The 26,235-nt window shown below is 70.8% G+C and carries 26 protein-coding genes; 15 read left to right on the top strand and 11 right to left on the bottom strand.

What is annotated here, in order from left to right; genetic code table 11:
• Positions 1-92: 92 nt before the first annotated feature.
• From hisD to P0084_RS07005, 3 genes are read left to right on the top strand one after another with little or no spacing between them, the layout of a single operon-like run.
• Positions 93-1,424, top strand: a complete 1,332-nt coding sequence (gene hisD, locus P0084_RS07015) for a histidinol dehydrogenase (protein WP_308916111.1) — start codon at positions 93-95, stop codon at positions 1,422-1,424.
• Between the two features lie 10 nt (positions 1,425-1,434).
• Positions 1,435-2,445 carry a LacI family DNA-binding transcriptional regulator gene (locus P0084_RS07010; protein ID WP_308916110.1) on the top strand — a complete coding sequence of 337 codons (1,011 nt, stop codon included), beginning with the start codon at positions 1,435-1,437 and terminating at the stop codon, positions 2,443-2,445.
• A 15-nt stretch (positions 2,446-2,460) separates the two neighbouring features.
• Positions 2,461-3,432: a cupin domain-containing protein gene (locus P0084_RS07005; protein WP_308916109.1), complete on the top strand. Its 972-nt coding sequence runs from the start codon at positions 2,461-2,463 to the stop codon at positions 3,430-3,432.
• Between the two features lie 347 nt (positions 3,433-3,779).
• Here P0084_RS07005 and P0084_RS07000 read toward each other — a convergent pair whose 3' ends face one another.
• Together P0084_RS07000 and P0084_RS06995 are read right to left on the bottom strand one after the other, a co-directional pair.
• Complete coding sequence (locus P0084_RS07000; RefSeq protein ID WP_308916108.1) at positions 3,780-5,174, bottom strand: L-serine ammonia-lyase; 1,395 nt, start codon at positions 5,172-5,174, stop codon at positions 3,780-3,782.
• The gene (locus P0084_RS06995; protein WP_308916107.1) at positions 5,174-6,022 is read right to left on the bottom strand and encodes a lysophospholipid acyltransferase family protein; all 849 of its coding nucleotides are present in this window, start codon (positions 6,020-6,022) and stop codon (positions 5,174-5,176) included. The genes P0084_RS07000 and P0084_RS06995 overlap by 1 nt, the downstream gene beginning before the upstream one ends.
• A 120-nt stretch (positions 6,023-6,142) precedes the next feature.
• On the opposite strand from P0084_RS06995, the gene P0084_RS06990 reads away from it, so the two are divergent.
• Positions 6,143-6,745: a lytic transglycosylase domain-containing protein gene (locus P0084_RS06990; protein ID WP_308916106.1), complete on the top strand. Its 603-nt coding sequence runs from the start codon at positions 6,143-6,145 to the stop codon at positions 6,743-6,745.
• Between the two features lie 117 nt (positions 6,746-6,862).
• Here the strand turns inward: P0084_RS06990 and P0084_RS06985 are convergent, their stop codons facing one another.
• Positions 6,863-7,591: an SDR family NAD(P)-dependent oxidoreductase gene (locus tag P0084_RS06985; protein WP_308916105.1), complete on the bottom strand. Its 729-nt coding sequence runs from the start codon at positions 7,589-7,591 to the stop codon at positions 6,863-6,865.
• Between the two features lie 17 nt (positions 7,592-7,608).
• Positions 7,609-8,334 (bottom strand): SDR family NAD(P)-dependent oxidoreductase, encoded by a 726-nt coding sequence (locus P0084_RS06980; protein ID WP_308916104.1) that lies wholly within the window; start codon positions 8,332-8,334, stop codon positions 7,609-7,611.
• A 131-nt stretch (positions 8,335-8,465) separates the two neighbouring features.
• On the opposite strand from P0084_RS06980, the gene P0084_RS06975 reads away from it, so the two are divergent.
• The 3 genes from P0084_RS06975 to P0084_RS06965 all read left to right on the top strand — a co-directional run bounded on the left by P0084_RS06975 (position 8,466) and on the right by P0084_RS06965 (position 11,462).
• Positions 8,466-10,106 carry a DEAD/DEAH box helicase gene (locus P0084_RS06975; RefSeq protein WP_308916103.1) on the top strand — a complete coding sequence of 547 codons (1,641 nt, stop codon included), beginning with the start codon at positions 8,466-8,468 and terminating at the stop codon, positions 10,104-10,106.
• A gap of 127 nt (positions 10,107-10,233) precedes the next feature.
• Positions 10,234-10,845 carry a hypothetical protein gene (locus P0084_RS06970; protein WP_308916102.1) on the top strand — a complete coding sequence of 204 codons (612 nt, stop codon included), beginning with the start codon at positions 10,234-10,236 and terminating at the stop codon, positions 10,843-10,845.
• Positions 10,846-10,847: 2 nt separating this feature from the next.
• A complete protein-coding gene (locus P0084_RS06965; protein ID WP_308916101.1) occupies positions 10,848-11,462 on the top strand; it encodes a hypothetical protein in 615 nt (204 codons plus the stop codon).
• Between the two features lie 60 nt (positions 11,463-11,522).
• Here the strand turns inward: P0084_RS06965 and P0084_RS06960 are convergent, their stop codons facing one another.
• Entirely contained in the window at positions 11,523-13,151 is a 1,629-nt protein-coding gene (locus P0084_RS06960) for a thiamine pyrophosphate-binding protein (protein ID WP_308916301.1), read from the bottom strand.
• An 89-nt stretch (positions 13,152-13,240) separates the two neighbouring features.
• Here P0084_RS06960 and P0084_RS06955 point away from each other — a divergent pair, with 89 nt between their 5' ends.
• The 4 genes from P0084_RS06955 (at position 13,241) to P0084_RS06940 (ending at position 18,339) form a co-directional block, all read left to right on the top strand.
• Positions 13,241-14,605: a glutamine synthetase family protein gene (locus P0084_RS06955; RefSeq protein WP_308916100.1), complete on the top strand. Its 1,365-nt coding sequence runs from the start codon at positions 13,241-13,243 to the stop codon at positions 14,603-14,605.
• Complete coding sequence (locus P0084_RS06950; RefSeq protein ID WP_308916099.1) at positions 14,602-15,984, top strand: aldehyde dehydrogenase family protein; 1,383 nt, start codon at positions 14,602-14,604, stop codon at positions 15,982-15,984. Before P0084_RS06955 ends, P0084_RS06950 begins: the two co-directional genes overlap by 4 nt.
• Before the next feature lie 5 nt (positions 15,985-15,989).
• Complete coding sequence (locus tag P0084_RS06945) at positions 15,990-17,132, top strand: iron-containing alcohol dehydrogenase (RefSeq protein ID WP_308916098.1); 1,143 nt, start codon at positions 15,990-15,992, stop codon at positions 17,130-17,132.
• A 94-nt stretch (positions 17,133-17,226) separates the two neighbouring features.
• Positions 17,227-18,339, top strand: coding sequence for an S-(hydroxymethyl)glutathione dehydrogenase/class III alcohol dehydrogenase (locus P0084_RS06940; protein ID WP_308916097.1), 1,113 nt, complete (start codon positions 17,227-17,229; stop codon positions 18,337-18,339).
• 1 nt (position 18,340) lies between these two features.
• On the opposite strand, the gene uvsE is transcribed toward P0084_RS06940, so the two are convergent.
• The gene (gene uvsE / locus P0084_RS06935; RefSeq protein WP_308916096.1) at positions 18,341-19,354 is read right to left on the bottom strand and encodes a UV DNA damage repair endonuclease UvsE; all 1,014 of its coding nucleotides are present in this window, start codon (positions 19,352-19,354) and stop codon (positions 18,341-18,343) included.
• 84 nt (positions 19,355-19,438) lie between these two features.
• Here uvsE and P0084_RS06930 point away from each other — a divergent pair, with 84 nt between their 5' ends.
• Complete coding sequence (locus P0084_RS06930) at positions 19,439-20,464, top strand: single-stranded-DNA-specific exonuclease RecJ (protein ID WP_308916095.1); 1,026 nt, start codon at positions 19,439-19,441, stop codon at positions 20,462-20,464.
• 60 nt (positions 20,465-20,524) lie between these two features.
• Positions 20,525-21,229 (top strand): NYN domain-containing protein, encoded by a 705-nt coding sequence (locus P0084_RS06925; RefSeq protein ID WP_308916094.1) that lies wholly within the window; start codon positions 20,525-20,527, stop codon positions 21,227-21,229.
• Positions 21,230-21,248: 19 nt separating this feature from the next.
• Here P0084_RS06925 and P0084_RS06920 read toward each other — a convergent pair whose 3' ends face one another.
• Genes P0084_RS06920 through P0084_RS06910 form a run of 3 tightly spaced genes read right to left on the bottom strand, consistent with a single transcriptional unit; the run spans position 21,249 to position 22,736 of the window.
• Positions 21,249-21,650, bottom strand: coding sequence for a MarR family winged helix-turn-helix transcriptional regulator (locus tag P0084_RS06920; protein WP_308916300.1), 402 nt, complete (start codon positions 21,648-21,650; stop codon positions 21,249-21,251).
• A 55-nt stretch (positions 21,651-21,705) separates the two neighbouring features.
• Entirely contained in the window at positions 21,706-21,963 is a 258-nt protein-coding gene (gene grxC, locus P0084_RS06915) for a glutaredoxin 3 (RefSeq protein WP_308916093.1), read from the bottom strand.
• Between the two features lie 11 nt (positions 21,964-21,974).
• Complete coding sequence (locus P0084_RS06910; protein WP_308916092.1) at positions 21,975-22,736, bottom strand: ComF family protein; 762 nt, start codon at positions 22,734-22,736, stop codon at positions 21,975-21,977.
• Positions 22,737-22,752: 16 nt separating this feature from the next.
• Here P0084_RS06910 and P0084_RS06905 point away from each other — a divergent pair, with 16 nt between their 5' ends.
• Both P0084_RS06905 and hemH read left to right on the top strand, forming a co-directional pair.
• Positions 22,753-23,559 (top strand): methyltransferase domain-containing protein, encoded by an 807-nt coding sequence (locus P0084_RS06905; RefSeq protein ID WP_308916091.1) that lies wholly within the window; start codon positions 22,753-22,755, stop codon positions 23,557-23,559.
• Positions 23,560-23,561: 2 nt separating this feature from the next.
• Entirely contained in the window at positions 23,562-24,650 is a 1,089-nt protein-coding gene (gene hemH / locus P0084_RS06900; RefSeq protein ID WP_308916090.1) for a ferrochelatase, read from the top strand.
• 360 nt (positions 24,651-25,010) lie between these two features.
• Here hemH and P0084_RS06895 read toward each other — a convergent pair whose 3' ends face one another.
• Complete coding sequence (locus tag P0084_RS06895; RefSeq protein ID WP_308916089.1) at positions 25,011-25,823, bottom strand: hypothetical protein; 813 nt, start codon at positions 25,821-25,823, stop codon at positions 25,011-25,013.
• A gap of 86 nt (positions 25,824-25,909) precedes the next feature.
• Positions 25,910-26,235 (bottom strand): hypothetical protein (locus P0084_RS06890; RefSeq protein ID WP_308916088.1); only part of this gene is annotated, 326 nt, incomplete at its 5' end.

Here is a 26,235-nt window from a genome sequence, read left to right as displayed (position 1 = left end):
AGGGATGGGCACGCGCATTTCCGTTGCGAGGATGCGCCGATCGCCGTATCCGCCTTGTGAATACGTATTCACAGACCTCGGGGAGACGACCAATGGCTATCGAGTACCTCAAGCGCGGCAAGCCCGAGACGGAACGCTTGGAGGACGACGCCAAGACCGCCGCCATCGTGTCCGGCACCCTGAAGGACATCGAGGATCGGGGCGACGTGGCCATCCGCGAGCTGGCGAACAAGTTCGACGGGTTCGACCGCGACGGCTATCGCCTGACCGAGGACGAGATCGAGGCCATCGTCGCCAAGGTCAGCCCCGAGGACATGGCCGACATCCGCTTCGCGCAGGAGCAGGTCCGCGCCTTCGCCCGGATCCAGCGCGATTCCATGCTGGACGTGGAGGTGGAGACGCGGCCCGGCGTGATCCTGGGCCACAAGAACATCCCCGTGCAATCCGTCGGCTGCTACGTGCCGGGCGGCAAGTTCCCCATGGTCGCCTCCGCGCACATGTCGGTCGCCACGGCATCGGTCGCGGGCGTGCCGCGCATCGTGGCCTGCACGCCGCCCTTCAAGGGCGAGCCCAACCCCGCCGTGATCGCCGCGATGCACCTCGGCGGGGCGCACGAGATCTATGTCCTGGGCGGCATCCAGGCCGTGGGGGCCATGGCCATCGGGACGGAGACGATCGACCCCGTCCACCTGCTGGTCGGACCCGGCAACGCCTTCGTGGCCGAAGCCAAGCGGCAGCTGTTCGGCCGCGTGGGCATCGACCTGTTCGCCGGTCCGACGGAGACGATGGTGATCGCCGACGATACCGTGGACGCCGAGATGTGCGCCACCGACCTGCTCGGCCAGGCGGAGCACGGCTACAACTCCCCCGCCGTGATGGTCACGAACAGCCGTAAGCTGGCCGAGGCGACGCTGGGGGAGATCGACCGCCTGTTGGAGATCCTGCCCACGAAGGACACCGCGTCCGTCAGCTGGCGCGACTACGGCGAGGTGATCCTGTGCGACACCTACGACGAGATGCTGGAAGTCGCCGACGACATCGCGTCGGAGCACGTGCAGGTGATGACCGACCGCGATGACTGGTTCCTGGACAAGATGACCTGCTACGGCGCCCTGTTCCTCGGGCCGCGCACCAACGTCGCCAACGGCGACAAGGTGATCGGCACGAACCACACCCTGCCCACGAAGAAGGCCGGCCGCTACACGGGCGGCCTTTGGGTGGGCAAGTTCCTGAAGACGCACAGCTACCAGAAGGTCACGACCGACGCGGCCGCCGCCGAGATCGGCGCCTATGGCAGCCGCCTGTGCCTGCTGGAAGGGTTCGCGGGCCATGCGGAGCAGTGCAACGTCCGCGTGCGCCGCTATGGCGGGGTGAACGTGCCCTATGCCGGTCCCGCCCCCCGCACCGCCCACGCGGCGGAGTAGGGCGCGACCCGTGGGCAGGTCCCGGATCACGGCGCGCGACGTCGCGGCGGCGGCGGGGGTCAGCCAACCCACCGTCAGCCGCGTCTTCGCGGACAATGCCCGCGTCGATCCCGCCACCCGCGACCGCGTGATGCGCGCGGCGGGCGATCTGGGCTACCGGCCCAACCGGCTGGCCCGCGCCATGTCGCGCGGGCGCAGCCACACGGTAGGCCTGATCGTGGCCGGGCTGGACAATCCGTTCTATGCCGACGCGGTGGACCGGTTCAGCCGGGCGCTGCAGGCGCGGGGCTATCATGCCGTGATCGTCACCGCGTCGAACGACGCGGCCGATCTGGACGGGCAGGTCCGCGACATCCTGGCGATGCAGGTCGACGGCCTGATCCTGGCCTCCGTCTCGATCGACAACGCCCTGGCGCGGGCCGCCTCGCAGGCGGGCGTGCCGCTGGTGCTGTTCAACCGGGGCCAGCACGGAACCGACCTGCCGACCGTGACCTCGGCCAACCACGACGGCGGGCGCCGCGCCGCGCATCTGCTGGTGGACCGGGGCCATCGCCGCATCGCCCATGTCAGCGGCTGGCAGGGGTCGGCGACCGGTGTGGACCGGCAGCGGGGCTTCTTGGACGGGATGGCCGACCGGGGCGTGGCCCCGCTGGCCTGCATCGACAGCCGCTACGACCGCGACCGGGCGCGGCGGGCCGTCCACGACCTGTTCGGCGCGGACGTGACGCCCGATGCCATCTTCGCGGGCAACGACCTGATCGCCTTCGCCGTCCTGTCCGCGCTTCGCCACGACCTGGGCCTTTCGGTCCCCCGCGACGTGTCGGTGCTGGGCTACGACGACGTGGCCATGGCCGCCTGGCCCGAATTCGACCTGACCACCTTCCGCCAGCCCGCCGGCCGGATGGTCGACGCGACGATAGGAATGTTGATGGACCTGATCGACGGCCGTCCGGTCCCCGACCGGCTGACCGAGATCCGGTCCGACCTGATCGAGCGCGGCAGCGTCCGCGCCGCCCCCTAGCCGAAAGGAACGACCATGCTGCAGACCACACAGGACATCGACGCGCGCATCGTGCGCTATGGCGAGTTGAAGCCCTGCAAGACGGCCTTCATCGACGCCCACACGCCGGGCAGCGACCGCAAGGAGAACTTCACCATCATCGGCGGCGGCGTTTCGGAATCGCCCGATCAGCACGTGCACATCAAGGACACGCCGGGCTTCAACATCGGCGCGGCGGGGCAGCCGCCCTATTGCCGCAACAGCCTGCACAACCACCGCACGGCGGAGGTGTTCTTCGTCCTCAAGGGGCGCTGGCGGTTCTTCTGGGGTCGTTGGGGAAATGCGGGCAGCTTCATCGCCGAGGAAGGGGACATCTTCAACATCCCCACCGGCATCTTCCGCGGGTTCGAGAACGTGGGCACCGATTACGGGATGATCATGGCGATCCTGGGCGGCGACGACGCCGGCGGCGGCGTGGTCTGGGCGCCCCAGGTGATCGAGGACGCGCAGGCGCACGGCCTGGTGCTGGGCGAGAACGGCAAGCTCTACGACACGAAGAAGGGGCAGGCGCTGCCCGAGGGCGTGGGCCCCATGCCCGTGCTGAACGATGCGCAGCTGGCGGAGATCGCGGAACCCAAGGCGGCGGAGGTGATCCCCAACCACGTCGCGCGCTATCACGACATGCTGTCCTTGGCCGCCGACGGCGCAGTGAAGGTCATCGGCGCCGACGCGCTGCTGCGCGACCGTCCCGGGTTCGAGGTCGAGTTCCTGTCCGGCGCGGCGGAACCCGAAGGCCACCGGACGCCCGACAAGCACGTCGTCCTGATGCCGATGCGCGGGCACTGGCGCCTGCGGGTCGATGCGGGCGAACGCATCCTGAACCCCGGCGACACCTGCCTGGTGAAGCCCGGCGAAGGCTATGCCGTCGAGCCGTCCATGACCGGCGAGGCGAGCCTCTTCCGCGTGACGCAGACCGACGATCCCGCCGGCCCCACCTGGCGGGGATAGGGTCCGAACGCCGCCGCCACGCGATCGGCCGTCCCCGGGCTCGACCCGGGGACGACGGCGTGCTGTGGCGCGCACCCGCGCGCCCGTCCGTCGCACGTTCGTGGCACATTTGTCCGACGCAGGGCAGACGCGCCGCAGACGCTTCGCAGACACGTCGCCGCACGGGCTCCGCCCCATCCGAACGACCCCGCCACCCCGACGATTCCTGACAGGATCCCCAATCCCCGCTGGGCGCCCGCCCCGCTTGCCCCGCCACCCCGCTCCGGGCCATACTGGTTCCAAGGGACACCCCCTCGCCGCCCCAGGCCGGAGAACTTATCGCCGCACCGCAGCGAAGGCTGTTCCCGTCAACACTCCGGCAGGTTGACCGCCAGCCCGCCCTGCGACGTCTCCTTGTACTTGCTGGACATGTCGCGGCCCGTCTGGCGCATCGCCTCGATGCAGTTGTCGAGCGGCATGAAATGCGTGCCGTCGCCCCGCAGGGACAACGACGCCGCCGACACCGCCTTGATGGCGCCCAGGCCGTTGCGCTCGATGCAGGGCACCTGGACCAGGCCGGCGGCGGGGTCGCAGGTCATGCCGAGGTGGTGCTCCAGCGCGATCTCGGCCGCGTTCTCCACCTGCGCGTTGGTGCCGCCCAGGGCGGCGCACAGCCCCGCGGCGGCCATGGCCGCCGCGCTCCCGACCTCGCCCTGGCAACCGACTTCCGCGCCGGAGATGCTGGCGTTGTGCTTGACCAGCCCACCGATCGCCGACGCCGTCAGCAGGAAGTCCCGGATGCCCGCCTGCGTGGCGCCGATGCAATGGTCGCGGTAGTACCGGATGACGCTGGGCACGACCCCCGCGGCCCCGTTGGTGGGCGAGGTGACGACGCGCCCGCCGGCCGCGTTCTCCTCGTTCACGGCCATGGCATAGACCGACAGCCAGTCGTTCACCACGTGGGGCTGGGCCAGGTTGCGCCCCGCCTCCGCCTGCAACTGCTCGTGGATGCGCTTGGCGCGGCGTCGCACCGACAGGCCGCCGGGCAGGATGCCGTCGGTGGCCAGTCCCCGGTCGATGCAGTCGTCCATCATGGCCCACAGCGCGTCGATGCGCGCGTCCAGGCTGGCGGGGTGGGCCACCGCCTCGTTGGCGCGCTTCATCTGCGCGACCGTCAGGCCGGATGCCTCGCCCATGGCCAGCATCTCCGCGGCGGTGCCGAAGGGATGGGGATAGCCCGCGGCGGCCTTGGCATCGTGCAGGTCCGGGGGCGTGCGGTGTTCGGCCGCCGTGACGACGAAGCCGCCGCCGATGCTGTAATACGTCTCTTCCAGCGCGAGGTTGCCCTGCGCGTCGAAGGCCCGCAGCACCAGGCCGTTGGCGTGACCCTCCAGGGGCGGGCCCCAATCGAACGCCAGGTCCGTGTCGGGATCGAAGGCCAGGGGCGGCAGGTCCGGGGGCGTCACGGTCCGGGTCCGCGGCAGCGCCGCCAGGGCGGCGTCGGCCGCATCCGCGTCGAGCGTGGCGGGCACGAATCCCATCAGGCCCAGCGTCACGGCCCGGTCGGTCGCGTGGCCCTTGCCGGTCCAGGCCAGCGATCCGTGCAGATGCGCGGTGACGCGGGCGGGCGGGCCCGCGCCCGGCTCCCGCTCGCCGGTGCGCAGCGCGCCCAGGAAGCGCGCGGCGGCCACCATGGGTCCCATCGTGTGCGACGAGGATGGGCCTATGCCGGGCTTGAAGATGTCGAAGATGGACAGGAACATCAGGTGCCTTTCCAGCGGCGGTGGAACCAGTGCCATTGTTCCGGATGCGCGTTCACGCGTTCGGACAGGCGGTCGTTGAAGTCCTGCATCATGGTCGCGGGGTCGGTGCGCGGGATGGGCGCCTGGATCGTGACGCGCGGGCGCCCGTCGATGCGCGGCGCGAAGGCCGGCACCAGGGGCACGTCGTAGCGCAACGCGAGTTCGGCGGCATTCAGCGAGGTCAGCGCCGGACGGCCCAGGAAGCGCAGGGGCGTGCCGTCGCGCATCGCCTGATCGGGCAGGAGCGCCATGAAGCCCCCGTCCCGGACGTGGCGCAGCATGACCCGGAACCCCTTGGTCCCGCGCGGCACGATCGGGCCGCCCGCGACCTCGATCCCGGCCAGGAAGATCGGGTCGTAATGCTCGTTGTTGTTGGGCCGGTACAGCGCGCCGACCTCCAGCCCCCGTTCGCGCAGCAGGTGCCGGATAGTGTCCCACTCGCCGTAATGGCCCGATACGACGATCGCCCCGCGCCCCTCCGCCTTCGCGCGATCCAGCACGGCGAGGCCCGGGCCGTGGATGGGTTCGCCCCGGCACGCGCGGGCGGCGTCGGGCGCGAACCAGATCGCCGCGAGCGACCGCCCTACGTTGCGCGCGGCGGCCAGCGTCAGGGCGCGGCGCTGGGCCATGGACATGTCGGGGCGGACATGGGCCAGGTTGTCGAGCGCGCGGTTCCGCAACGACGGGGACAGGCGGACCAGCGCCTCCGTCACCTGACCCGTGACGGTCTGACGGGCGTGGAACGGCAGGGGCCGCAGCAGGCGCAAGAGCCCGCGCAACGCACCGGCCTGGAGGCGGTCGAGGTCCATGATCCCCCCGTGCCGCAGGCCAGGGTCGGATGGCAAGGCGGATGCGGGCGCGAACGGTCTTCCGGCAGCATCCGCGATGCGCTATCGCGCCGGCCAGGAAAAACGACCCGGTGTGAATCCATGCGCCTCATCGCGATATGCCTGACTGTCCTCCTGTCCGCCTGTGCCACGACCTCCGACCCCGGCGCGTCCACACGGCAGGCCCTGCCGCTCCACCCGGGCGAGACGCCCGCCGTGCGACGGCTGGTGAACAAGTGGGCCGACTACTACGACGTGCCACGCAGCCTGGTGCACCGGGTCATCCAGCGCGAGAGCGACTATCGCGCGAACGCGGTCGCGCCGTCGCGGCTGTACTGGGGGATGATGCAGATCCTGCCCGCCACCGCGCGCAACATGGGCTTTCGCGGCAAGCCGTCCGACCTGCTGGAGGCGGACACGGCGCTGAAGTATTCGATCCGGTACCTGCGCGGGGCCTGGATGGTGTCCGATGCCGACGAGCGCGAGGCGATGATGTGGTACGCGCGTGGATACTACTACGAGGCGCGCGACCAAGGCCTCCTGCAGGAAACGGGGCTGCGCGGGACGCTTTGGCGCGACTACGACGCGGGCGTGCGGGACATGCCCGCCCTCGATGCGCAGGGGAACGTGGTGCGGGCGGAACCGACCTGCACGCCGCGCACGGGCGTGGCGGCGTTGTTCGGGGACGGCTGCCCGGACGGCTGAACCGTCCGGGGCGCGATTTCCCGCCGATGCCTGCCCCCCATCCCGCCGGGGGCGGGGGAACGTCCCCGATCCATCGATCCGAGCGCGGGGCCGGGCGGGGCGGCGCCGCGCGGCGCGTCACACCGTCATGCCGCCGTCGACGTTCATCGCCTGGCCCGTCATCATCCTCGATCCGTCGCCGCACAGGAACGCCACCGCATCCGCGATCTCGTCGGCCTGACCCAGCCGGCCCATGGGCTGGCGGTCGAGGAAGAACCGCTCCGCCGCCTCCGGACCCATGGTCTTCGCCAGTTCGGCCATGCGGCCCCGCAGGCTGGGACTGTCGACGGTGCCCGGATTGACCGCGTTGAAGCGGATCCCGTCGCGCAGGTAATCGGCCGCGCAGGCCTTCACCAGACCCACGATGCCCGCCTTGCCCGCGGTATAGGCCGCGCGCTTGGGCAGGCCCTTGACCGCGGCGACCGATGCGATGGCCACCACGGAGCCGCCATGCGCCTTCATGCGCGGCACGCAGGCGCGGAACACCACGTAGGCGCTGTCGAGCGTGATCGCCATCGACCGCCGCCAGGCTTCGGGGGGGCAATCCTCGATGCTGCCCTGGTGGACGTAGCCCACCGCGTGGACCAGCGCGTCGATGCGCGGATGAGGATCGACCCAAGCCGCGACGGCGTCCGCGTCGGTGCCGTCCACCGCCTGCACGCTGGCCGCGTCCAGCCCGTCCAGGAGGTCCGCGTCCAGGTCGGACGCGTGGACCGTCCAGCCGTCCGCGACCAGCCGTTCCGCACAGGCGCGCCCAATGCCCTGGCCCGCCGCCGTCACCAGCGCCGTCCGTCCCTTGCCGTCCATGTCGTGTCCTTCCCGGATCAATAGGTCGCCCGCCCGCCCGACAGGTCGAAGGCGAACCCGGTGGTGAAGCTGTTCTCCGCGGATGCGACCCACAGGATCATCGACGCGATCTCGTCCACCGTCACGAAGCGGCCACGCGGGATCTTGGAGCGCATGTACTCGGTGAACTCGGCCGAAACCTGTTCCAGGATGCGGGTCTGCGCGGTGGCCGGCGTCACGCAGTTCACCGCGATGTCGCCCGTTTCCGCCATCTCCTTGCCCAGGGACTTCGTCAGGGCGATCACGGCGGCCTTCGATGCGGAATAGGCCGATGCCATCGGGTTGCCCTCCTTTCCCGCGATGGAGGCGACGTTGACGATGCGGCCGTATCCGTTCGCGGTCATGCCGGGCAGGACCGCCTTGCAGCAATGCAGCGTGCCATCGACGTTGACGCGCTGGATGCGGGCCCAGTCGTCCAGGGGATAGTCCAGCAGCGAATGGGTCGGTCCCGCGATGCCCGCGCTGTTGACCAGCACGTCGACGGGGCCTGTCCGGTCCATCGCGGCCCGGACGCTGGCCATGTCGGCCACGTCGCAGGCGATGGCGTTCAGGTCGGCCACGCGGGGTTCGGGGGCGTCGGGGTCCAGGTCCCACAGGGTCACGCGCGCCCCCGACGCGGCCATGCGCTCCGCGACCGCGGCCCCAATGCCGTTGCAGCCGCCCGTGACGACCGCGCGGCGGCCTTCGTAGTCGTATCGGTTCATCGCGCCCTCCCTGCGGGGGAAGCGTGGGACGCGGGGCGGCGTTTGCCAAGACCCGAAAAGGCGCCGCCGCCCCTATACTTCCCGGCGCCGGGGGCGTAGCGGGCTAGGCTTCCCCCGAAGGATGTCCCGCCATGCAGACCCCGTTCGATGCCGCGCTCGCGCGCAAGGGCTATGACACGCCGATGCCGGTGCAGGCCGCCGTTGCCGATCCGGCGCTGGCGGGGGCCGACCTGCTCGTGTCCGCGCAGACGGGATCGGGCAAGACGGTGGCGTTCGGTCTGGCCATCGGGCGCACGATCCTGCACGGATCCGATGTCTTGCCGCGCGCGGGCGCCCCCCTGGCGCTGGTAATCGCGCCCACCCGCGAACTGGCGTTGCAGGTCCGGCGCGAGCTGGCCTGGCTCTATGCCGATGCGGGGGCGGTGCTGGCATCCACGGTCGGCGGGATGGACATGCGCGACGAGCGGCGTGCCCTGGCCCGCGGCGCGCATGTCGTGGTCGCCACGCCGGGCCGTCTGCGCGACCACATCGCGCGGGGTGGCATCGACCTGTCCGCCCTGCGCGCCGTGGTGCTGGACGAGGCCGACGAGATGCTGGACCTGGGCTTCCGCGAGGATCTGGAATTCATCCTGGGCGCGGCTCCCGCGGACCGTCAGACGCTGCTGTTCAGCGCCACCGTGCCGGACGCCATCGAGCGCCTGGCCGACCGGTATCAGCGCGACGCACGGCGCATCGCCACGGCGGCGGGGGCGTCGCAGCACGCGGACATCGCGTATCAGGCCCTGTCGGTCGCCCCGCGGGACGGCGAGAACGCCATCGTCAACGTGCTGCGGTTCCATGACGCGCCGGGCGCCATCGTCTTCGCGAACACGCGGGCGGCGGTCGGTCGGATCGCCACGCGGCTGGGGAACCGGGGCTTCGCCGTCGTGGTCCTGTCGGGCGAACTGAACCAGGAAGCCCGGTCCCACGCCCTGCAGTCGATGCGCGACGGGCGGGCGCGGATCTGCGTCGCGACGGACGTGGCGGCGCGGGGCATCGACCTGCCGAACCTCGATCTGGTCATCCACGCCGAGCTTCCGTCATCGGCCGACACGTTGTTGCACCGATCGGGCCGGACGGGTCGGGCGGGGCGCAAGGGCGTGAGCGCGCTGATCGTCCCGCCGGGCGCGAAGGGCAAGGCCACGCGCCTGCTGCGCGATGCGGGCCTGGCGGCGGAGTGGACGCTGCCGCCTTCGGCCGATGCGGTGCGCGCGCGCGACATGGCCCGCCTGCTGGAGGATCCGGCCTGGACGGAAGGGCCCGCCCCCGGCGACGCGGAGGCCGTGGCCGCCCTGGCGGAGCGGTTCGACGCCCCGCAATTGGCCGCCGCCCTGCTTCGGCTGCGGGCCGACCGTCTGACCGCGCCGGAGGAACTCGCCCCGGTCGCCGCCGATCGGCCGGAGCGGCGCGCACCCTTTGGGCCGTCGGTCTGGTTCGCCGTCGCCGGCGGCCGGCAGGCGGGGCACGAACCGCGCCGTCTGCTGCCGATGCTGAGCCAAGCGGGGGGGCTGGACCGCGGCGACGTCGGCGCCATCCGCATCAAGCCGCGCGAAACCTTCGTGGAGGTGGCCGCCGGGAAGGCCGACGCCTTCGAGCGCGGGTTGGACGCTGCCGACCTCTCCGTCCGCCGGGCGGCGGCCCCCACCGACGCGCGTAAGGGGCCAAGGCCGCCGCAGGGCAAGCCGAGCAGCAAGAAGAACCGCGCCCGCGCGAACGCCAAGCGCGCGGGCTGAACCCGTCCCGATCGGGGGCGGCGATCCGCCGATCGAACCGGACCGCCATGTCTCGGGCCATGGACTTAACGGGTTGTTAAGGTTTCGGGCGCAGGGGAGGCATTGGGTATAGCGGGGAGTGACGAGCATGACCTATCATATTGACGTAACGGCTTTCTTCGAGGTCGGACTGACGTTCGACGCCGACGGCGCGAACCCCTGCGTCGACTATGTCCAAGTCACGGAGGCACGGTCCGTGCACATGGTGCAGCCGCGCATCGCGAGCGATCTGAACGGGGTCATGGACGTCAGGCTCGCGGAGCATGTCCGAGCGGTCCTGGCCTCCGTGGACCCGTCGCGGGACGGAAGCATCGCGGTGGAATCGGATTTCACGTTGGGGCTGGTGGCGCTGGGCCCCGCCCGCGTCACCGTGGCCGTGGACGGTCCGGACAGTCACGTCACGGTTCGGTTCGACGTGGAGGAGGGCGACGTCCGCCCCTTGCTGCGATCGTCGGCAGAAGGGTTGCGCTCGACGCTGATGGACATCGCGATCGACTCGCTCGGGCGCACCTTCTCGGACGCCACGGCCGTGGTTCAGGCCCGTGCGCAGGGCGGGTTGACGGACGATGCGCGACTGCACGGCATCGAGTGCGCGCTGCAGGATCGGATCGAGGCGATGCGCCTGCGCCTGGGGTTGCTGGACCGCTATGTCAGCCGCGCGGATGCGATCGCGCCCGCGGCCCTGCACGACGCGGCCTGACGATGGGCGTGCGCGCATCCTGCATCCCGGCGATGCGGACGGCGGCGGACATGGTGGTCCTGCACGTGCTGCGCCAGGGCCTGTGGCCCGACCCGCGCCTGGCGGAGGTCGACGTGATCCAGCCAGGGTTCCACCACCGGCTGAGCCATGTCGATCCGATGCCCCTAGGCGATTCCCTGCCCCCCGTCCTGGCGGCACGCGTGCCCGAATGGCTGGCCGCGGCCCGTCGCGGCGGTGGACGGCATGCCGACCCGGGGGCCGTGGTGGATCTGGGGGGTGCATTGCTGGGGGGGCTGTGCGTCGCGGTGCAGTCGCATGACGGCGGGGGCCTTTCGGCGCGGATCCGGTTCCGGTTCCTCGTCGGCGATCCCCAGGTCCTGCTGGGCGGCGGGTCCGATCCGGATGCTTGGCGGGATCCGCGCGAGGTCGTGGAGGCGCGCGCGCTGATCGATTTGTGCCGTACCATGATGGCCATGATCGAGGACGGGTCCCCGGCCGAGGCGGTTCAGAGCGAACTGATCTTCTATGGGGCGCTGCTGCGGAACTTCGTCCAGTCGCTCGGCGATTACAGCGCCATCAAGGATCGCTACAGCGTGGAGGCGCGGGTCTCCGGCTAGGACCCGTCGGGGTACGCCCGAGCGGCACGCGGATGGCCTTCATGGCGTGCCGCTCGGTGTTCAGGCGTCCGCTGGCAGCGTCAGCCTGGGCGACAGCGCGGCCGGATCCAGGATCAGGTGCACGATGGCGGGCACCCCGCTGCCCCGCGCCCGGGCGAAGGCCGCCGGAAGATCCGCATCCGTCGCGACCGTGGCGCCGAACCCGCCATAGGCGCGGGCCAGGGCCGCGAAGTTGGGATTGACCATCTCCGTTCCCGACACGCGGCCCGGATAGGCGCGGTGCTGATGCATCCGGATCGTGCCGTAGCGGGCGTTGTCGCAGACCAGCACGACGATCGCCGCCCCGTACTGAACGGCGGTCGCGAATTCCTGCGACACCATCTGGAAGCAGCCGTCGCCCGCCAGGCAGACCACGTCGCGGGACGGGTCGTGCAGCTTGGCCGCGACCGCGGCGGGCAGGCCATAGCCCATGGACCCGCTGGTGGGGGCCAGCTGCGTGCGCCACCCGCGGTAGCGATAGTAGCGGTGCAGCCAGGACGCGTAGTTGCCCGCCCCGTTCGTGACCACCGCGTCGTCGGGCAGGACGTCGTTCAGATGCGCGATCACGCGTTCCATCTTCACCGCGCCCGGCGTTTCTTCCGGGGTCTGCCACGTTTCGTAGTCGGCATGCGCGCGTGCCGCACGGTCGCCCGTCCTGGTCCGCGCCGCTCGGGCCAGCTGCGCCGCCACCGCGCCGGGGCGGGCGGCGACGGCGAGGTCGGGACGATAGACGCGGCCCAGCTCGGACGGGTCCGGGTGGACGTGGATCAGCGATTGCGCGGGAACGGGGGGGACGGGCAGCGTGTAGCCCGAGGTCGTCATCTCGCCCAGCCGGGGCCCCAGGGCCAGGAGGACGTCCGCCCCGCGCACGCGGTCGGCCAAGGCGGGGTTCGGACCGATGCCCACGTCGCCCGCGTAGCAGGGATGCCGGTTGTCGATGTAATCCTGGCACCGGAACGACGCGCCCACGGGCAGGTCCATGGCTTCCGCGAGATCGCCGATCGCCCGGCCGGCAGCCGCGTCCCAGCCGCCCCCGCCGATCAGCACGAAGGGCCGTTCCGCGCCCGCCAGCCAGTCCACGATCGCGGCGACGTCGTCGTCCGCCGCCTTGCCGGACGGCAGGGTGGCGGCGGGGACGGGGGTGCCGTCCGCGGGGCCCGACAGCATGTCCTCCGGCAGGGCCAGGACGACGGGGCCGGGGCGGCCGGACTGCGCGACGTGGAAGGCACGGCTGACGTATTCGGGGATGCGGTCGGCCCTGTCGATGCGCGCCACCCACTTGGCCAGGGGACCGAACATGGCGCCGTAATCGACTTCCTGGAACGCCTCCCGGTCGCGCTGGTCGGATGCGACGTCGCCTACGAACAGGATCATGGGCGTGCTGTCCTGGAACGCCACGTGGACGCCCGCGCTGGCGTTCGTGGCGCCGGGGCCCCGCGTGACGAAGGCAATGCCGGGCCGCCCCGTCAGCTTGCCCGTCGCCTCCGCCATCATGGCGGCCCCGCCTTCCTGGCGGGCGACGATCAGGTCGATGGGGGAATCGTGCAAGCCGTCCAGCACCGCCAGGAAGCTTTCGCCCGGAATGCAGAAGGCGCGATCCACGCCCTGCGCCTCCAGACATCGTACCAGCAGCGCGCCGCCATGCGTCATCGGATCCTCCGGGTCGGCCGTTCCGAAGCGGACCCTGCACCAGGACACGGCCCATTGCCACCGCCCCGGGCGGGTGTAGAGGTTGGCACATGGCTGCACCGATGACATTGGAAGACCTGCGCGCCGCCGTCGCCGATGGAACGATCGACACCGTGCTGGCCGTGCAGGTGGACATGCAGGGCCGGCTGATGGGCAAGCGGTTCCACGCGCCCTTCTTCCTGGACGGCGCGTTGGAGGAAACGCATTCCTGCAACTACCTGCTCGCCACCGACATGGAGATGCACACCGTCGAAGGATACGCCTCGACGTCCTGGGCGTCGGGCTATGGCGACTACACGATGGTGCCGGATCTGGACACGCTGCGCCGGGTGCCCTGGCTTCCCGCCACGGCCCTGGTCCTGTGTGACGTGATCGACCACGCGACCCATGCGCCCGTGCCCCATTCGCCCCGCGCCGTGCTGAAGCGGCAGGTCGAACGCTTGGCCGAGCGCGGGCTGACCGCGATGTGCGCGACCGAGTTGGAGTTCTTCGTCTTCGACCGCGACTTCCGGTCCCTGGCCGCCGACGGATACCCGACGGGCCGATTGGCCAGCGACTACAACGAAGACTACCACATCTTCCAGACGACCAAGACCGAGCCCCTGATGCGGGCCATCCGCAACGGCCTGTCGGGCGCGGGCATCCCGGTCGAGAACACCAAGGGCGAGGCCAGCGCCGGCCAGGCGGAGGTCAACGTCCGCTATGCCGACGCGCTGACGATGGCCGACCGCCACGCGATCCTGAAGAACGGCGTGAAGGAGATGGCGCACGGGGCGGGCACGGCCGTCACCTTCATGGCGAAATGGCACGACGGCAGCGCGGGATCGTCCAGCCATGTCCACCAATCGCTGTGGCGGGACGGCACCCCCCTGTTCCACGACCCGGACGCGGAGCACGGCATGTCGACGGCGATGCGATCCTACGTGGCGGGCCTATTGGAGCACGCCGAGGCGACGACGCTGTTCCTGGCGCCCAACGTCAACAGCTACAAGCGCTTCGCGGCGGGCACCTTCGCGCCCACGAAGATCTGTTGGTCGATGGATAACCGCACCGCGGGCTACCGCGTCGTGGGCGAGGGAACGAAGGCCGTGCGCGTCGAATGCCGCGTGGGCGGGTCGGACCTGAATCCCTATCTGGCGCTGGCCGCGCAGATCGCCGCCGGGCTGGACGGTTTGGATCGCGACCTCGATCTGGAACCCGCCTTCACCGGCGACGCCTATGGCGACGGGGCCGCGCGGGAGATCCCCGGCACGTTGCGCGACGCGGTCGCGGCCGCCGATGCCTCCACGGCGCTGCGGGCCGCGATGGGGGATGCCGTGGTCGACCATTACCTGCACGCCGCACGGTGGGAGCAGCGGGTGTCCGACACCCGCGTCACGGACGTGGAACGTCGGCGCCTGTTCGAAGGGGGATGACCCGAATGCTGACCTGTATCTCGCCCATCGACGGATCGGTGGTGGCGGAACGCGACGTCATGGACGCGGACCGGATCGCCGACCTGCTGGCCCGCGCGCGCGCCGCGCAGGCCGAATGGGCCGCCCGCCCGCTGGAGGAACGGATCGCGGTCGTCATGGCGGGCGTCGACGTGCTGTGCGCCGACGCGGAGGCGGTGCCGGAGCTGGCCCGCATGATGGGCCGTCCGACCCGCTACGGCGGCGAGTTCGGGGGCGTGCGCGAACGGGCCGACTATTGCGCGGAGATCGCGGCGACGGCCCTGGCGCCGCACGTCGTCGAGGAATCCGATCGGTTCGAGCGGCGCATCGTGCGCGACCCCCACGGGATCGTCTTCGTGATCGCGCCCTGGAACTATCCCTATCTGACGTCCACCAACGTGATCGTGCCCGCGTTGATAGCGGGCAACGCGGTGGCGGTGAAGCCCGCGACCCAGACGCTGCTGACGGGCGAGCGCATGGCCGCGGCCTTCGTCGCGGGCGGCCTGCCCGCCGACCTGATGCCGGTCCTCTACCTGGACCACGACGGGACGGAGGCCGCGATCGCGGCCGGGTCGTTCGACTTCGTGAACTTCACCGGTTCGGTCCGGGGCGGCCGTGCCATCGAACGGGCGGCGGCGGGCACCTTCACCGGCACGGGGCTGGAACTGGGCGGCAAGGATCCGGGCTATGTCATGGACGACGCGGATCTGAATGCGGCGGCCGCCACCCTGATCGACGCGGCGATATACAATTCCGGGCAGTGCTGCTGCGGGATCGAACGCATCTACGTGGCCCGTCCGCATTACGACGCCTTCGTCGCCAAGGCCGCCGATCTGGCCCGCGCCTATGTCCTGGGCGACCCGATGGAGGAGGGGACCACGATGGGTCCCGTCGCCAACGCGTCCGTGGCGAAGGGCGTGCGCGACCAGGTGGCTCAGGCCGTCTCGATGGGGGCCAGGACGCATGTGGATCCCGCCCTGTTCCCCGCCGACGACGGTGCGGGGCAGTACGTGGCCCCGCAGATCGTGACCGACGTGACCCACGACATGGACCTGATGCGGGAAGAGAACTTCGGCCCCGTCGTCGGCATCATGCCCGTGGACGACGACGACGAGGCGGTCCGTCTGATGAACGACAGCGCCTATGGCCTGACCGCCTCGCTGTGGACGCGCGACGCCGACCGTGCGGCGCGCATCGGGGGGCGGCTGGACACGGGCACGGTGTTCATGAACCGGGCGGACTACCTGGACCCGGGGCTGTGCTGGACGGGGCGCAAGGACACGGGCCGCGGCGCGTCCCTGTCGGTGCTGGGCTTCCACGCGCTGACGCAGCCCAAGTCGTTCCACCTGAAGAAGGGTTGATCCCCGTGACGACCGCGACCTGGAGCTATCCCACGAACGTCCGCTTCGGCGCCGGCCGCATCGCGGAGCTGGGCGAGGCCTGCCGCGCGGCGGGCATGACGCGGCCCTTGCTGGTCACGGACCGGGGGTTGGCGGACCTGCCCGTGACGCAGACGGCGCTGGACGTGCTGGACGACGCCGGGCTGGGCTGGGCGATGTTCGCCGGCGTCGACCCCAACCCGCACGAGGGCAACCTGGCCGACGGGGTGGAGGCATGGCGCGCGGGCGGCCACGACGGGATCGTGGCCTTCGGCGGCGGGTCCGGCCTGGATCTGGGCAAGCTGGTCGCGATGATGCCGGGACAGGACCGACCCGTCTGGGACTTCGAGGACGTGGGAGACTGGTGGACCCGCGCCGATGCCGACGCCATCGCCCCCATCGTCGCGGTGCCCACGACGGCGGGCACGGGGTCGGAGGTCGGGCGTGCGAGCGTGCTGACCAACAGCCGCACGCACGAGAAGAAGATCATCTTCCACCCCAAGCTGCTGCCGGCCACGTCGATCCTCGACCCCGAACTGACCGTGTCGATGCCACGCGCCATCACGGCGGGCACCGGCATGGACGCCTTCGCCCACTGCCTGGAGGCGTATTGCTCGCCCCATTACCACCCCATGTCTCAGGGTATCGCGCTGGAAGGGATGCGGCTGGTCCTGGACGCCCTGCCGCGCGTTTACGAGGACGGGTCCGACCTGGACGCCCGTGGCGACATGATGTCGGCCGCCACCATGGGGGCCGTGGCGTTCCAGAAGGGTCTGGGCGCGATCCACGCGGTCAGCCACCCGGTCGGCGCGGTCTACGGCACCCATCACGGCACGACGAACGCCGCCGTCATGGTGCCGGTCCTGCGCTTCAACCGGGCGGAGGTGGAGGGGCGGATCGAACGCGCAGCCGCCTATCTGGGCATCGCGGGCGGGTTCGACGGGTTCGTCGATACGGTCGCATCGCTGAACGACCGCTTCGGGATTCCCAAGGGTCTGGCCGCGATGGGGGTGCGGGGGGACCGCATCCCCGAACTCGCGGAGATGGCGTTGCGCGATCCGTCCGTGGGCGGCAACCCGCGGGCGATGACGGCGGAGAACACCGAAGCCCTGTTCCACGACTGCCTCTAGCGCGCTCCGCCCCCGCCCGGCGCCGAGGCGTCCCGACCCTTGCAATCCCGAACCCTCGCGGGCACCCCTTCCCCACAACCGGGAGGACATCACCATGAGAACACGCGCCGCCGTCGCCCTGGAAGCGGGCAAGCCGTTGCAGGTCATGGAGGTCGCGCTCGACGGCCCCAAGGCGGGCGAGGTCCTGGTCGAGATCAAGGCCACCGGCATCTGCCACACCGACGAGTTCACGCTGTCGGGCGCGGACCCCGAAGGGATGTTCCCCGCGATCCTGGGGCACGAGGGCGCGGGCGTCGTGCTGGAGGTGGGCGCGGGCGTCACGTCGTTGAAGCCGGGCGATCACGTCATCCCGCTCTACACCCCCGAATGCCGGGAATGCGAATATTGCCTGAACCCCAAGACGAACCTGTGCCAGAAGATCCGGTCCACCCAGGGGCAGGGCGTGATGCCGGACGGGACCAGCCGGTTCCGCATGACCGACGGCACGCCGATCCTGCACTACATGGGATGTTCCACCTTCGCGAACCACACCGTCCTGCCGGAGATAGCGCTCGCCAAGGTGCGTGCCGACGCCCCCTTCGACAAGATCTGCTACATCGGCTGCGGGGTGACGACGGGCATCGGCGCGGTGATCAACACGGCGAAGGTGGAGATTGGATCGACGGCCATCGTGTTCGGTCTGGGCGGCATCGGGCTGAACGTGATCCAGGGGCTGCGGCTCGCGGGCGCGGACCGGATCGTGGGCGTGGACCTGAACGACGACAAGCGGGCCATGGCGGAACGCTTCGGAATGACGGACTTCGTGAACCCCCGCGACGTGGACGGACCCCTGGCCCCGCATCTGGTCGAACTGACGGGTGGTGGCGGCGACTACACGTTCGATGCGACCGGCAACGTCGACGTCATGCGCACGGCACTGGAATCGGCGCACAAGGGCTGGGGCGAGAGCGTCATCATCGGCGTGGCCCCCGCGGGCGCGGAGATCGCGACCCGACCCTTCCAACTGGTGACGGGGCGCGTCTGGCGCGGCACGGCCTTCGGGGGCGCGCGGGGGCGGACGGACGTGCCCCGGATCGTGGACTGGTACATGGACGGCAAGATCGAGATCGACCCCATGATCACGCACACCTTGTCGCTCGACGACATCAACGAGGGGTTCGACCTGATGCACCGGGGCGAGAGCATCCGCAGCGTCGTCGTGTATTGACCTACTCCGCCGCCACCCGCGCCTCCGCCGACTCCAACCCGAACCGCGCCGCTACGTCGGGGGCGTAGCGGGCCAGGTCCAGCCGCAGGCGTTCCAGGGCGGCGTCCTTCATCTTGGCCTCCAGCATCACGTCGAAGGTCAGATCCTCGGCGTCGCGCATGAAACGGATGAACTCGAACGGCTGGATGTAGTCGGCATGCCCCGTCCAGATCGGAGGCGCGGTCGTGACGACCGGCTTGCCGGTCTTGCGGTCCTTGCGCGTGATGGTGCGCATCTCAGTCCGGGGCGACGAGAAGTGCATCTTGGGCCGCACGCCGTCGGCCCAGGTCGCCAGGCAGGCGGCGAAGGTGGGGATCAGATCCTCCTCCGGCTCATGCAGGCACCACCAGTGCTGGTGGTCGAAGATCAGCGACACGCCGGTCCGCTCGCTGATCCACAGCGTGTCGGTCGCGGAGAAGCGCAGGTCGTCGTTCTCCAGCACCAGTCGTCGGCGGACGTGAGGGGGCAGACCGTCCCACGCGGCACACCACCGTTCGCGGGCGGCGGTCTTGTCGTCGTAGACGCCACCCACATGCGTCACCAGGACCGATTCCGGGCCGCACCCCATCAGGTCCAGCATCCGCGCCTGCGACGCCAGGTCCTTGACGGACTTCGCCACCAGGTCCGGATCGGGGGCGTTCAGCAGCACGAACTGGGACGGGTGGAACGACAGCCGCACGTCCAGCGCCCGCGCCTTCGCCCCGATCTCGGCCAGGCGGTCGGCGCTGTCCTCCACCATGGAATGGAACTGCGGCATGTCGGGATGGGTGGCATAGGGGGCCAGGTCCGACGACATGCGGTACATGCGGATGCCCCGCGCGGCGCAGTGGTCCAGGATCGCGTCCATGTAGTCGAGCGACACCGACAGGTGCGGGTCGTTCTTCCAGCGGCGCGTGTCGTTGGACTTCAGGTCGGGGCGCGCCGTGACCTTGACGGGGAAGCCCAGGCGCAGGGGGGATGTGTCGGGCGTGGTCATACCGGGGCAACGGCCGACGGGGGTGGTTTCGTTCCCACCAACGGCGCGGACGGAACGTCGCGCGACGTCGCCGGTTGCCCCCGCATGGAGATCACGCACCCCGCCTTCGCCGCCGACGCCCGGACCCGCCTGGACGCCTTCCTGGCCGATGGTCCGCCGGACCGGATCCTGTCGGACGTGGACGCCGACGGATTGTCGTCGGCCGCCCTGCTGGCCGATGCCCTGGGCCGGCCGGTGCGCTTGGTGGGGCGGGGGGCGAATGCGTGGACCGATCCCGTCGCGGCGGAGGTCGCCGAGGAGGCGGTGATCGTGGCGGATTTGGGGATGCGCGGGCGGACGCTGGGTCGGCGTCTGTGCGTGATCGACCACCACGTGCCGACGGGCACGCCCGAAGGCGCGACCGTGATCCACGGCGAGGCGCTGGACCCGGTGCCGTCCACGTCGCTGCTGGCATGGTACGCCTTGGGCGCGCCGGAGGACCGGGGCTGGCTGGCCGCGCTGGGCTGCATGGGGGATTACGGCGACAAGGGCGGCCATCTGGAGGTCGCGCCCGCCAAGAAGCGGTGGGGCGCGGGTCGCCTGCGCGAGCTGACCTCGCTGGTGAACGCACCGCGTCGGGCCGCGTCGGGGGACGCGTCGCCCGCCCTGGCCCTGCTGCGGGCCGCCGAAGACCCGGCCCACGCCCTGTCCGGCGATCTGCCCGGCCTGGCGGAGTGCGAGGCCGCGCGCGAGGAGGTGAAGGCCGCCACCGCGGCGGCTCGCCGCGCGCCGCCGCGCTTCGGTTCGCGGTACGGCTCGGACGTGGCGATCGTGCGGATCGACAGCCCCTGCCAGGTCCACCCCCTGACGGCGCAGTCCTGGGTCGGCCGCCTGCGCGGGGCGATCGTGTTCTGCGCCAACTTCGGATACCTGCCGGGCCGCGTCTCGTTCTCGGGTCGCGCGCCGAAGGACCGGGACATCGTCGACCTGCTGGCCCGCCACAGGCCCGTCGGGGCCGATCCGGCGCATTACGGCAACGGCCACCGGCAGGCCGCGGGCGGCACGCTGGAGCACGAGCCGTGGAACGCGCTGATGAACGATCTGGGCTTCGGACCCGAAATGCGGGCCTGAGGGGTGGAACGATCCCCGCCCCCGCCGGTAGGGGGAGGGGACACCCTGCCGGAGCCCACGATGCCCAACCGCCGCGACCGTCCCCTGCTGGCCGTCCTGATTGACGCCGACAACATCCCCGCCAAGTTCGCGGAGGCCATCCTGAAGGAGATCACGGGCCTGGGCGAGCCGGGCCTGCGCCGCGTGTACGGCGACTGGTCGTCCGACCGCCTGAAGCAATGGGCCGACAAGGTCCACGCGCTCGGGTTGGTGGCCCATCAGGAGACGGCGAACACGAAGGGCAAGAACGCCAGCGACATCGGGCTGGTGATCGATGCCATGGACATCCTGCACCAGGACCGGTTCGACGGCTTCGTGTTGGTCAGCAGCGACAGCGATTTCACGCGCCTGGCCAGCCGCATCCGTGAGGACGGGCTGGAGGTCGTGGGCATCGGCGAGGGCAAGGCCCCCGAATCGCTGCGCAACGTGTGCAACCGCTTCATCCTGATCGAGAACCTGATCGACGAGCCGGCCGAACGCGGGGGCACCGACAAGCGCAAGCCGCAGGACGCGCTGCCGCTGATCATCCGCGCCATGGATCGGATGGACCAGCAGGACGACGACTGGCATTCGCTGGGCGCGCTGGGCAGCCAGATCATGGCGGAGGCGCCGGATTTCGACACCCGGACCTATGGCAAGCGAAAGCTCAGCGAACTGGTCAGCGACATCAAGCGGCTGGAGACGCGAAAGGACGGCGCGCAGTTGATGGTGCGGCGGCGGGACTGACGGGTCGGGCGGCGCGGCCCTAGCCCTCGCCCCCCGCGAACCGCTCCCGCAAGGCGCGCAGCACGGGGATCGCGGCGCGGGTGCGGGCCGCGCCGATGTCGTGGACGGCCTGGGTCATGATGGGGCGGATCGCCGCCAGCGCGGCCTCGCGCGCGGCTTGGCCCGCGGGACTGATCGCCACCCGCTTGCGGCGCGCGTCCTCCCAGTCGGGGCGGATGTGGACGTGGCCCGCCCATTGCAGGCGGTTCAGCGTGTTCGTCATGGCCCCGCGGGTCAGGTGGAACAGCCGCGCCAGTTCGGCCGGGGTCCGTTCCTCCGGGTGCTGGGCCAGGTAGTTCAGCAGCACGAAGTGGCTGAGCTCCATGCCCTTGGGCAAGGCGCGGGACAGGCGCGCGCGGGCCAGGTGGTCCGCCGTCAGCATCTCGGAGAAGAGTGCGACCGCTAGGCCTTCCTCGTCGGGGGCGGTCAAACCGGGGTCACGCCGCCAGCAGCGGATCCAGCTTGCCCGCGCGGTCGAGGGCATAAAGGTCGTCGCAGCCGCCGACATGGGTGTCGCCCACGAAGATCTGCGGCGTGGTGCGCGCGCCGCCGGCCTTCTGCACCATCTCGCCGCGCGCGCCGGGGGTGGCGGCGACGTCGATCTCGGTCACGGGGGCACCCTTCTGGGACAGCAGGCGCAGGGCGGCGGTGCAGAACCCGCACAAGGGCTGCGTGTAGATCGTGACCGGCTTCATCGCGGTGCCCTTCAGCTGGTTGGATGTGGGGAGGTTATAGCCCCGGCCCGGTCCGACGCAACGCGGGCCAGCGCGGCGACCGTGATGCGCGTGGCGCCCGCCTGGCGGAGCGCCAAGGCGCAGTGGTGCATCGTGGCGCCCGACGCCATCACGTCGTCGACCAGGACCACGTGGCGCCCTTCCACCCCCACCGCCGCCCGGAAGGCCCCGGCCTGGTTGGCGAAGCGGTCGGCGCGGGTGCGGTGGTCCTGCGGCGCGGTGCGGCGCGTGCGGACCAGGGTCCGGGGCGCGTGGTCCGCCCCGCACAGGCGGGCGAGGTGGCGCCCGATCTCGGCCGACTGGTTGTAGCGGCGGGTCAGCAGGCGCAGGGGGTGCAGCGGCACGGGCACGACCAGCGTGCCGGGCCCGGCCGTGCCCCGCAGCCGCCGGGCCAGCCAGTCCGCGGCCAGTGGCGCATGACGGGTGCGGTCGGCGTGCTTCAACGCCAGCGCGAAGCCCCGCCCCGCGCCTTCGTAGCGCAGGGCCGCGACGCCGTCGTCCCAGGGCGGGGGCGATGCGCGGCAGGCGTCGCAGGGGCCGTCGATGGCCCCCGCCTGCGGGGTGGCGCAGACGGGGCAGACGTCGCCGCGCCCGAACGGCATGTCGCGCCAGCAGGCGGGGCACAGGCCCGGTTCGGTCACCGCCGCGTCGCAGGTCGCGCAGGCATGGGGATAGAGCGCGTCGACCGCGCCGCGCCAGGCCAGGCGGGACAGGCTTTGAATCGTGTGCGTCATCGCCTACCTCCGGCGGATGGCCCCTTTGACCGACCGCACCGCTCTGATCCACCACCGCGCCCGCGCGCGGGCGATGGACGATGCGTGGTTCCTGCACGATGCCGCAGCCGCGGAGGTGGGCGAAAGGCTGCGGGACGTTAACAGATCGTTTACGGATCCGGCCCTGGTGACCGGCTTCCCGGACCGCGCCACCACCGTGCTGCCCGGCGCGACCGTCGTGCCGGACGACGACGTGCTGGCGCTGGGGGTCGGCGCGCACGACTTGGTGGTCCACTTCATGGCGCTCCACTGGGCGGACGACCCGGTGGGGCAACTGGTGCAGTGCCGCCGCGCGCTTCGCCCCGACGGGTTGCTGCTGGCCTGCTGCCTGGGCGGGGACACCTTGGCCGAGCTGCGCGCCGCCCTCGGGCAGGCGGAGGTGGAGGTCGCGGGCGGCCTGTCCCCCCGCGTGGCCCCCATGGGCGAGGTGCGCGACCTGGGCGCCCTGCTGCAGCGTGCGGGCCTGGCCCTGCCGGTGGCGGACGTGACGGACCAGACGGTGCGGTACCGCGACCTGTTCCATCTGATCTGCGACCTGCGCGCCATGGGCGAGACCAACGCCCTGGCCGCCCGCCATCGCGGCACGGTGCCACGCGACCTGTTCGCGCGGGCGGCCAGGCTCTATGACGACGCTTATGCCGACGGGGACGGGGTCCGGGCAACGTTCCAGACCGTGTTCCTGACCGGCTGGGCGCCGTCGGAGACGCAGCCGAAGGCGCTGCGGCCCGGATCGGCGACGACCCGGCTGGCGGACGCGCTGGGGACGCAGGAACGACGGGGATAGAGATGAAGCACGACGAGTTCACGCCATTGCCGCACGCGCCGCGCGACCATCCCAACCTGCGCATGGGCCGGATCGGCCTGCTGCTGGCGAACCTGGGCACGCCGGACGGCTACGACTACCGCTCGATGCGCCGCTACCTGAACGAGTTCCTGTCGGACCGGCGGGTGATCGATTACTCCCCCTGGCTGTGGCAGCCCCTGTTGCAGGGCATCATCCTGACGAAGCGGCCGTTCTCGTCGGGATCGGCGTACAAGTCGATCTGGAACGAGGCGCAGGGCGAATCCCCCCTGGCGACCATCACGAAGGCCCAGACCGCCGAGATGGCGGCGCGGATGCGGACGATGTTCGGGGACGACGTGGTGGTCGACTACGCCATGCGGTACGGCAACCCGTCGACCCGGTCGAAGGTCGAGCAGATGAAGGCCGCGGGCTGCGACCGGATCGTGTTCTTCCCCCTCTATCCGCAATATGCGGGGGCCACCTCGGCCACGGCCTGCGACCAGTTCTTCCGCGTGCTGATGAAGATGAAATGGCAGCCGTCGGTGCGCACGGTCCCCGCCTATTCGGACGACGCGCGGTACGTCGAGGCCCTGGCCCGGTCGGTCGAGCGGGCGTACAAGTCGTTGGATCCGAAGCCAGATATCCTTGTCTGCTCCTATCACGGGGTGCCCAGGCGGTACCTGCTGGAGGGGGATCCGTATCACTGCCAGTGCCAGAAGACGACGCGCCTGCTGCGCGAGCGGCTGGGCTGGGACGAGACGCGGATCGTGACGACGTTCCAGTCCAAGTTCGGCCCGGAGGAATGGCTGAAGCCCTATACCGTCGAGGAGGTCGCCCGCCTGGCGGAGGAGGAGGGCAAGAGGAACATCGCCGTGATCGCGCCTGCGTTCAGCGCCGACTGCATCGAGACGCTCGAGGAGATCAACGAGGAGATCAAGGAGAGCTTCGAGGAGGCGGGCGGCGAGCGGTTCACCTATATCCCCTGCCTGAACGACGACGCCACGCACATGGATGCGCTCGCGGCCATCGCGGTGGAGAACCTGTCGGGCTGGATCGAGCCGCGGCGGGCGGTGGCGCAGGCCGCCGAATAGGACGGATCGTCGCATGCACCCCCCGTACACCCCCCGTACACCCCCCGTGCATACGGAGGGGCACATCGGGGGGTGTTGCGTGCGTGCGGTATGCAACGCCCCGGCGTTCCGTGCAGGAGCGAACCGGCCACGGTGATTCGGCATGGCCCCGGCCAGTGCCCAGACCGTCTTGCGGTGGCCCCGTTCGCGGCATCCGGCGCTTCGCCGACCGTGCATCCGCTGGCGTCCCATCCGCGACGCTGCGAGGTCACCCGGCCAGATCCGGCGGGGGGCGCCGCGCGCCGGATCGCCGGGTCGAGCCCGACGATGACCTGGATGGGGTAGCCGGCGGACCGTCGTGGACCGCCCCGGCGCCCGGCCTCAGGGGACGTAGATGCCGTCCCAGTCCTCGGGGCGCCAGTCGGGGTCGTCCAGCCAGACGGAGAGCGGGATCTCCGCGTCGGTCCGGCCGTTGACCTCGGCCCGGCGGGCATCGCGGAGGCGGGTCAGCTCGCGCTCGACGGGGCTTCGGTAGTCGGCCGCAATGCTGATGTGGAACAGGAACGTGTCCTCCGCCCCGGGATCGAGCGGCTCCGACAATGCGGCGGGCGGCATGAACGACCCGGGCGAGGTGCCGTTGTAGTGTTTGATCTGGAATTCCGCCTTGATCGCCGGGTTGTCGCATTGCTCCCAGAACCCGACGCCCGCCCATTTGGGTCCGGTCTTGTCGAGGAAGTCGTCGTAGGTGATGTCCTCCTTCACCCCTTGCGAGGGGGTGTGCCGACCCGAACTGCGGACCCAGCCCGCTTGGTCAAGTTGGGCCACCACCCTTCGATACTCCCCCTGCATCTCGTCCCAGGTCATCGGTTCGAGCGGGAAGGTCATGGCGACCTTATCGATGAACAGCCCGATGTGGGTCAGGGAAAGCTGTCGGCCAGGGGGGATCAGCAAGGGACAATCGGGGTGGTCGTAGCTCAGCACGATGCCGCTCGGGTGGCTCGTCTCGCCGTCATCGGCGGGCGCGACGACGAACTCCATGAAGGCGTCGGGATGCTCGGGGTCGTTCACCCGCTGGCGCCGGTTCAGCCCCGTCATGACCTCCCGCCCGTCGAGTTCGTTGACGTCGAGGTAGCGGTTCATCGAATCGAGGACCCGAGCCTCGATCGTGACGATGGGTCTGTCTTGCGTTGCCATTCGAGGCTTGCTCCCGGCGAAAGTTGCGTGGCTGAGAACGACCGCTCCGGCGAGGATGGGAACGACGACGGCGCAGCGTGGAAGCATCACCTGATGCCCTCTATTTCCCGCATGCGATCCATCAGGCGACGATAGTACTTCACCCGATCCAGCGGTTCGCGGATTTCCAGATCGCCCAGGGTGACCGGCGTGTCGCCCCCGCATTCGTACGACACGGGTATCGACGTCTGGTCGCCGGGAATCGTGCCATCGACCTGGCTGAGGAACTTGAACGCGTCCCGGTGGCGTTCGTAGACCGGTTGCACGACCTCGACCTGCTCGTGATACGCTATGGCGTCGGCGGCGCCGGCCAGGTCTCCGTCGTCGAGTTTCCCGAGCGCGTCCATGAGGTCGCCATCGACCTGGATCTCAC

It is taken from the genome of Jannaschia maritima, from assembly GCF_030973515.1.
GTDB classification, from domain to species: Bacteria; Pseudomonadota; Alphaproteobacteria; order Rhodobacterales; family Rhodobacteraceae; genus Jannaschia; species Jannaschia maritima.
Note: the sequence above shows the minus strand (reverse complement) of the source record. Positions and strands in the feature narration are given on the sequence as shown.

Bases quoted from the DNA above. Each gene is read 5' to 3' on its own strand.
- P0084_RS06930 (WP_308916095.1), top strand. From the start codon at position 19,439: ATGGAGATCACGCACCCCGCCTTCGCCGCCGACGCCCGGACCCGCCTG.
- P0084_RS06990 (WP_308916106.1), top strand. From the start codon at position 6,143: ATGCGCCTCATCGCGATATGCCTGACTGTCCTCCTGTCCGCCTGTGCC.
- P0084_RS06975 (WP_308916103.1), top strand. From the start codon at position 8,466: ATGCAGACCCCGTTCGATGCCGCGCTCGCGCGCAAGGGCTATGACACG.
- P0084_RS06960 (WP_308916301.1), bottom strand. From the start codon at position 13,151: ATGACGCATGGCGGCGCGCTGCTGGTACGATGTCTGGAGGCGCAGGGC.
- P0084_RS06925 (WP_308916094.1), top strand. From the start codon at position 20,525: ATGCCCAACCGCCGCGACCGTCCCCTGCTGGCCGTCCTGATTGACGCC.
- P0084_RS06950 (WP_308916099.1), top strand. From the start codon at position 14,602: ATGACCCGAATGCTGACCTGTATCTCGCCCATCGACGGATCGGTGGTG.
- P0084_RS06965 (WP_308916101.1), top strand. From the start codon at position 10,848: ATGGGCGTGCGCGCATCCTGCATCCCGGCGATGCGGACGGCGGCGGAC.
- P0084_RS07005 (WP_308916109.1), top strand. From the start codon at position 2,461: ATGCTGCAGACCACACAGGACATCGACGCGCGCATCGTGCGCTATGGC.
- P0084_RS06910 (WP_308916092.1), bottom strand. From the start codon at position 22,736: ATGACGCACACGATTCAAAGCCTGTCCCGCCTGGCCTGGCGCGGCGCG.
- P0084_RS06940 (WP_308916097.1), top strand. From the start codon at position 17,227: ATGAGAACACGCGCCGCCGTCGCCCTGGAAGCGGGCAAGCCGTTGCAG.
- P0084_RS06905 (WP_308916091.1), top strand. From the start codon at position 22,753: ATGGCCCCTTTGACCGACCGCACCGCTCTGATCCACCACCGCGCCCGC.
- P0084_RS06985 (WP_308916105.1), bottom strand. From the start codon at position 7,591: ATGGACGGCAAGGGACGGACGGCGCTGGTGACGGCGGCGGGCCAGGGC.
- P0084_RS06955 (WP_308916100.1), top strand. From the start codon at position 13,241: ATGGCTGCACCGATGACATTGGAAGACCTGCGCGCCGCCGTCGCCGAT.
- grxC (WP_308916093.1), bottom strand. From the start codon at position 21,963: ATGAAGCCGGTCACGATCTACACGCAGCCCTTGTGCGGGTTCTGCACC.
- P0084_RS06920 (WP_308916300.1), bottom strand. From the start codon at position 21,650: ATGCTGACGGCGGACCACCTGGCCCGCGCGCGCCTGTCCCGCGCCTTG.
- P0084_RS06995 (WP_308916107.1), bottom strand. From the start codon at position 6,022: ATGGACCTCGACCGCCTCCAGGCCGGTGCGTTGCGCGGGCTCTTGCGC.
- P0084_RS06970 (WP_308916102.1), top strand. From the start codon at position 10,234: ATGACCTATCATATTGACGTAACGGCTTTCTTCGAGGTCGGACTGACG.
- uvsE (WP_308916096.1), bottom strand. From the start codon at position 19,354: ATGACCACGCCCGACACATCCCCCCTGCGCCTGGGCTTCCCCGTCAAG.
- P0084_RS06895 (WP_308916089.1), bottom strand. From the start codon at position 25,823: ATGGCAACGCAAGACAGACCCATCGTCACGATCGAGGCTCGGGTCCTC.
- hemH (WP_308916090.1), top strand. From the start codon at position 23,562: ATGAAGCACGACGAGTTCACGCCATTGCCGCACGCGCCGCGCGACCAT.
- P0084_RS06980 (WP_308916104.1), bottom strand. From the start codon at position 8,334: ATGAACCGATACGACTACGAAGGCCGCCGCGCGGTCGTCACGGGCGGC.
- hisD (WP_308916111.1), top strand. From the start codon at position 93: ATGGCTATCGAGTACCTCAAGCGCGGCAAGCCCGAGACGGAACGCTTG.
- P0084_RS07000 (WP_308916108.1), bottom strand. From the start codon at position 5,174: ATGTTCCTGTCCATCTTCGACATCTTCAAGCCCGGCATAGGCCCATCC.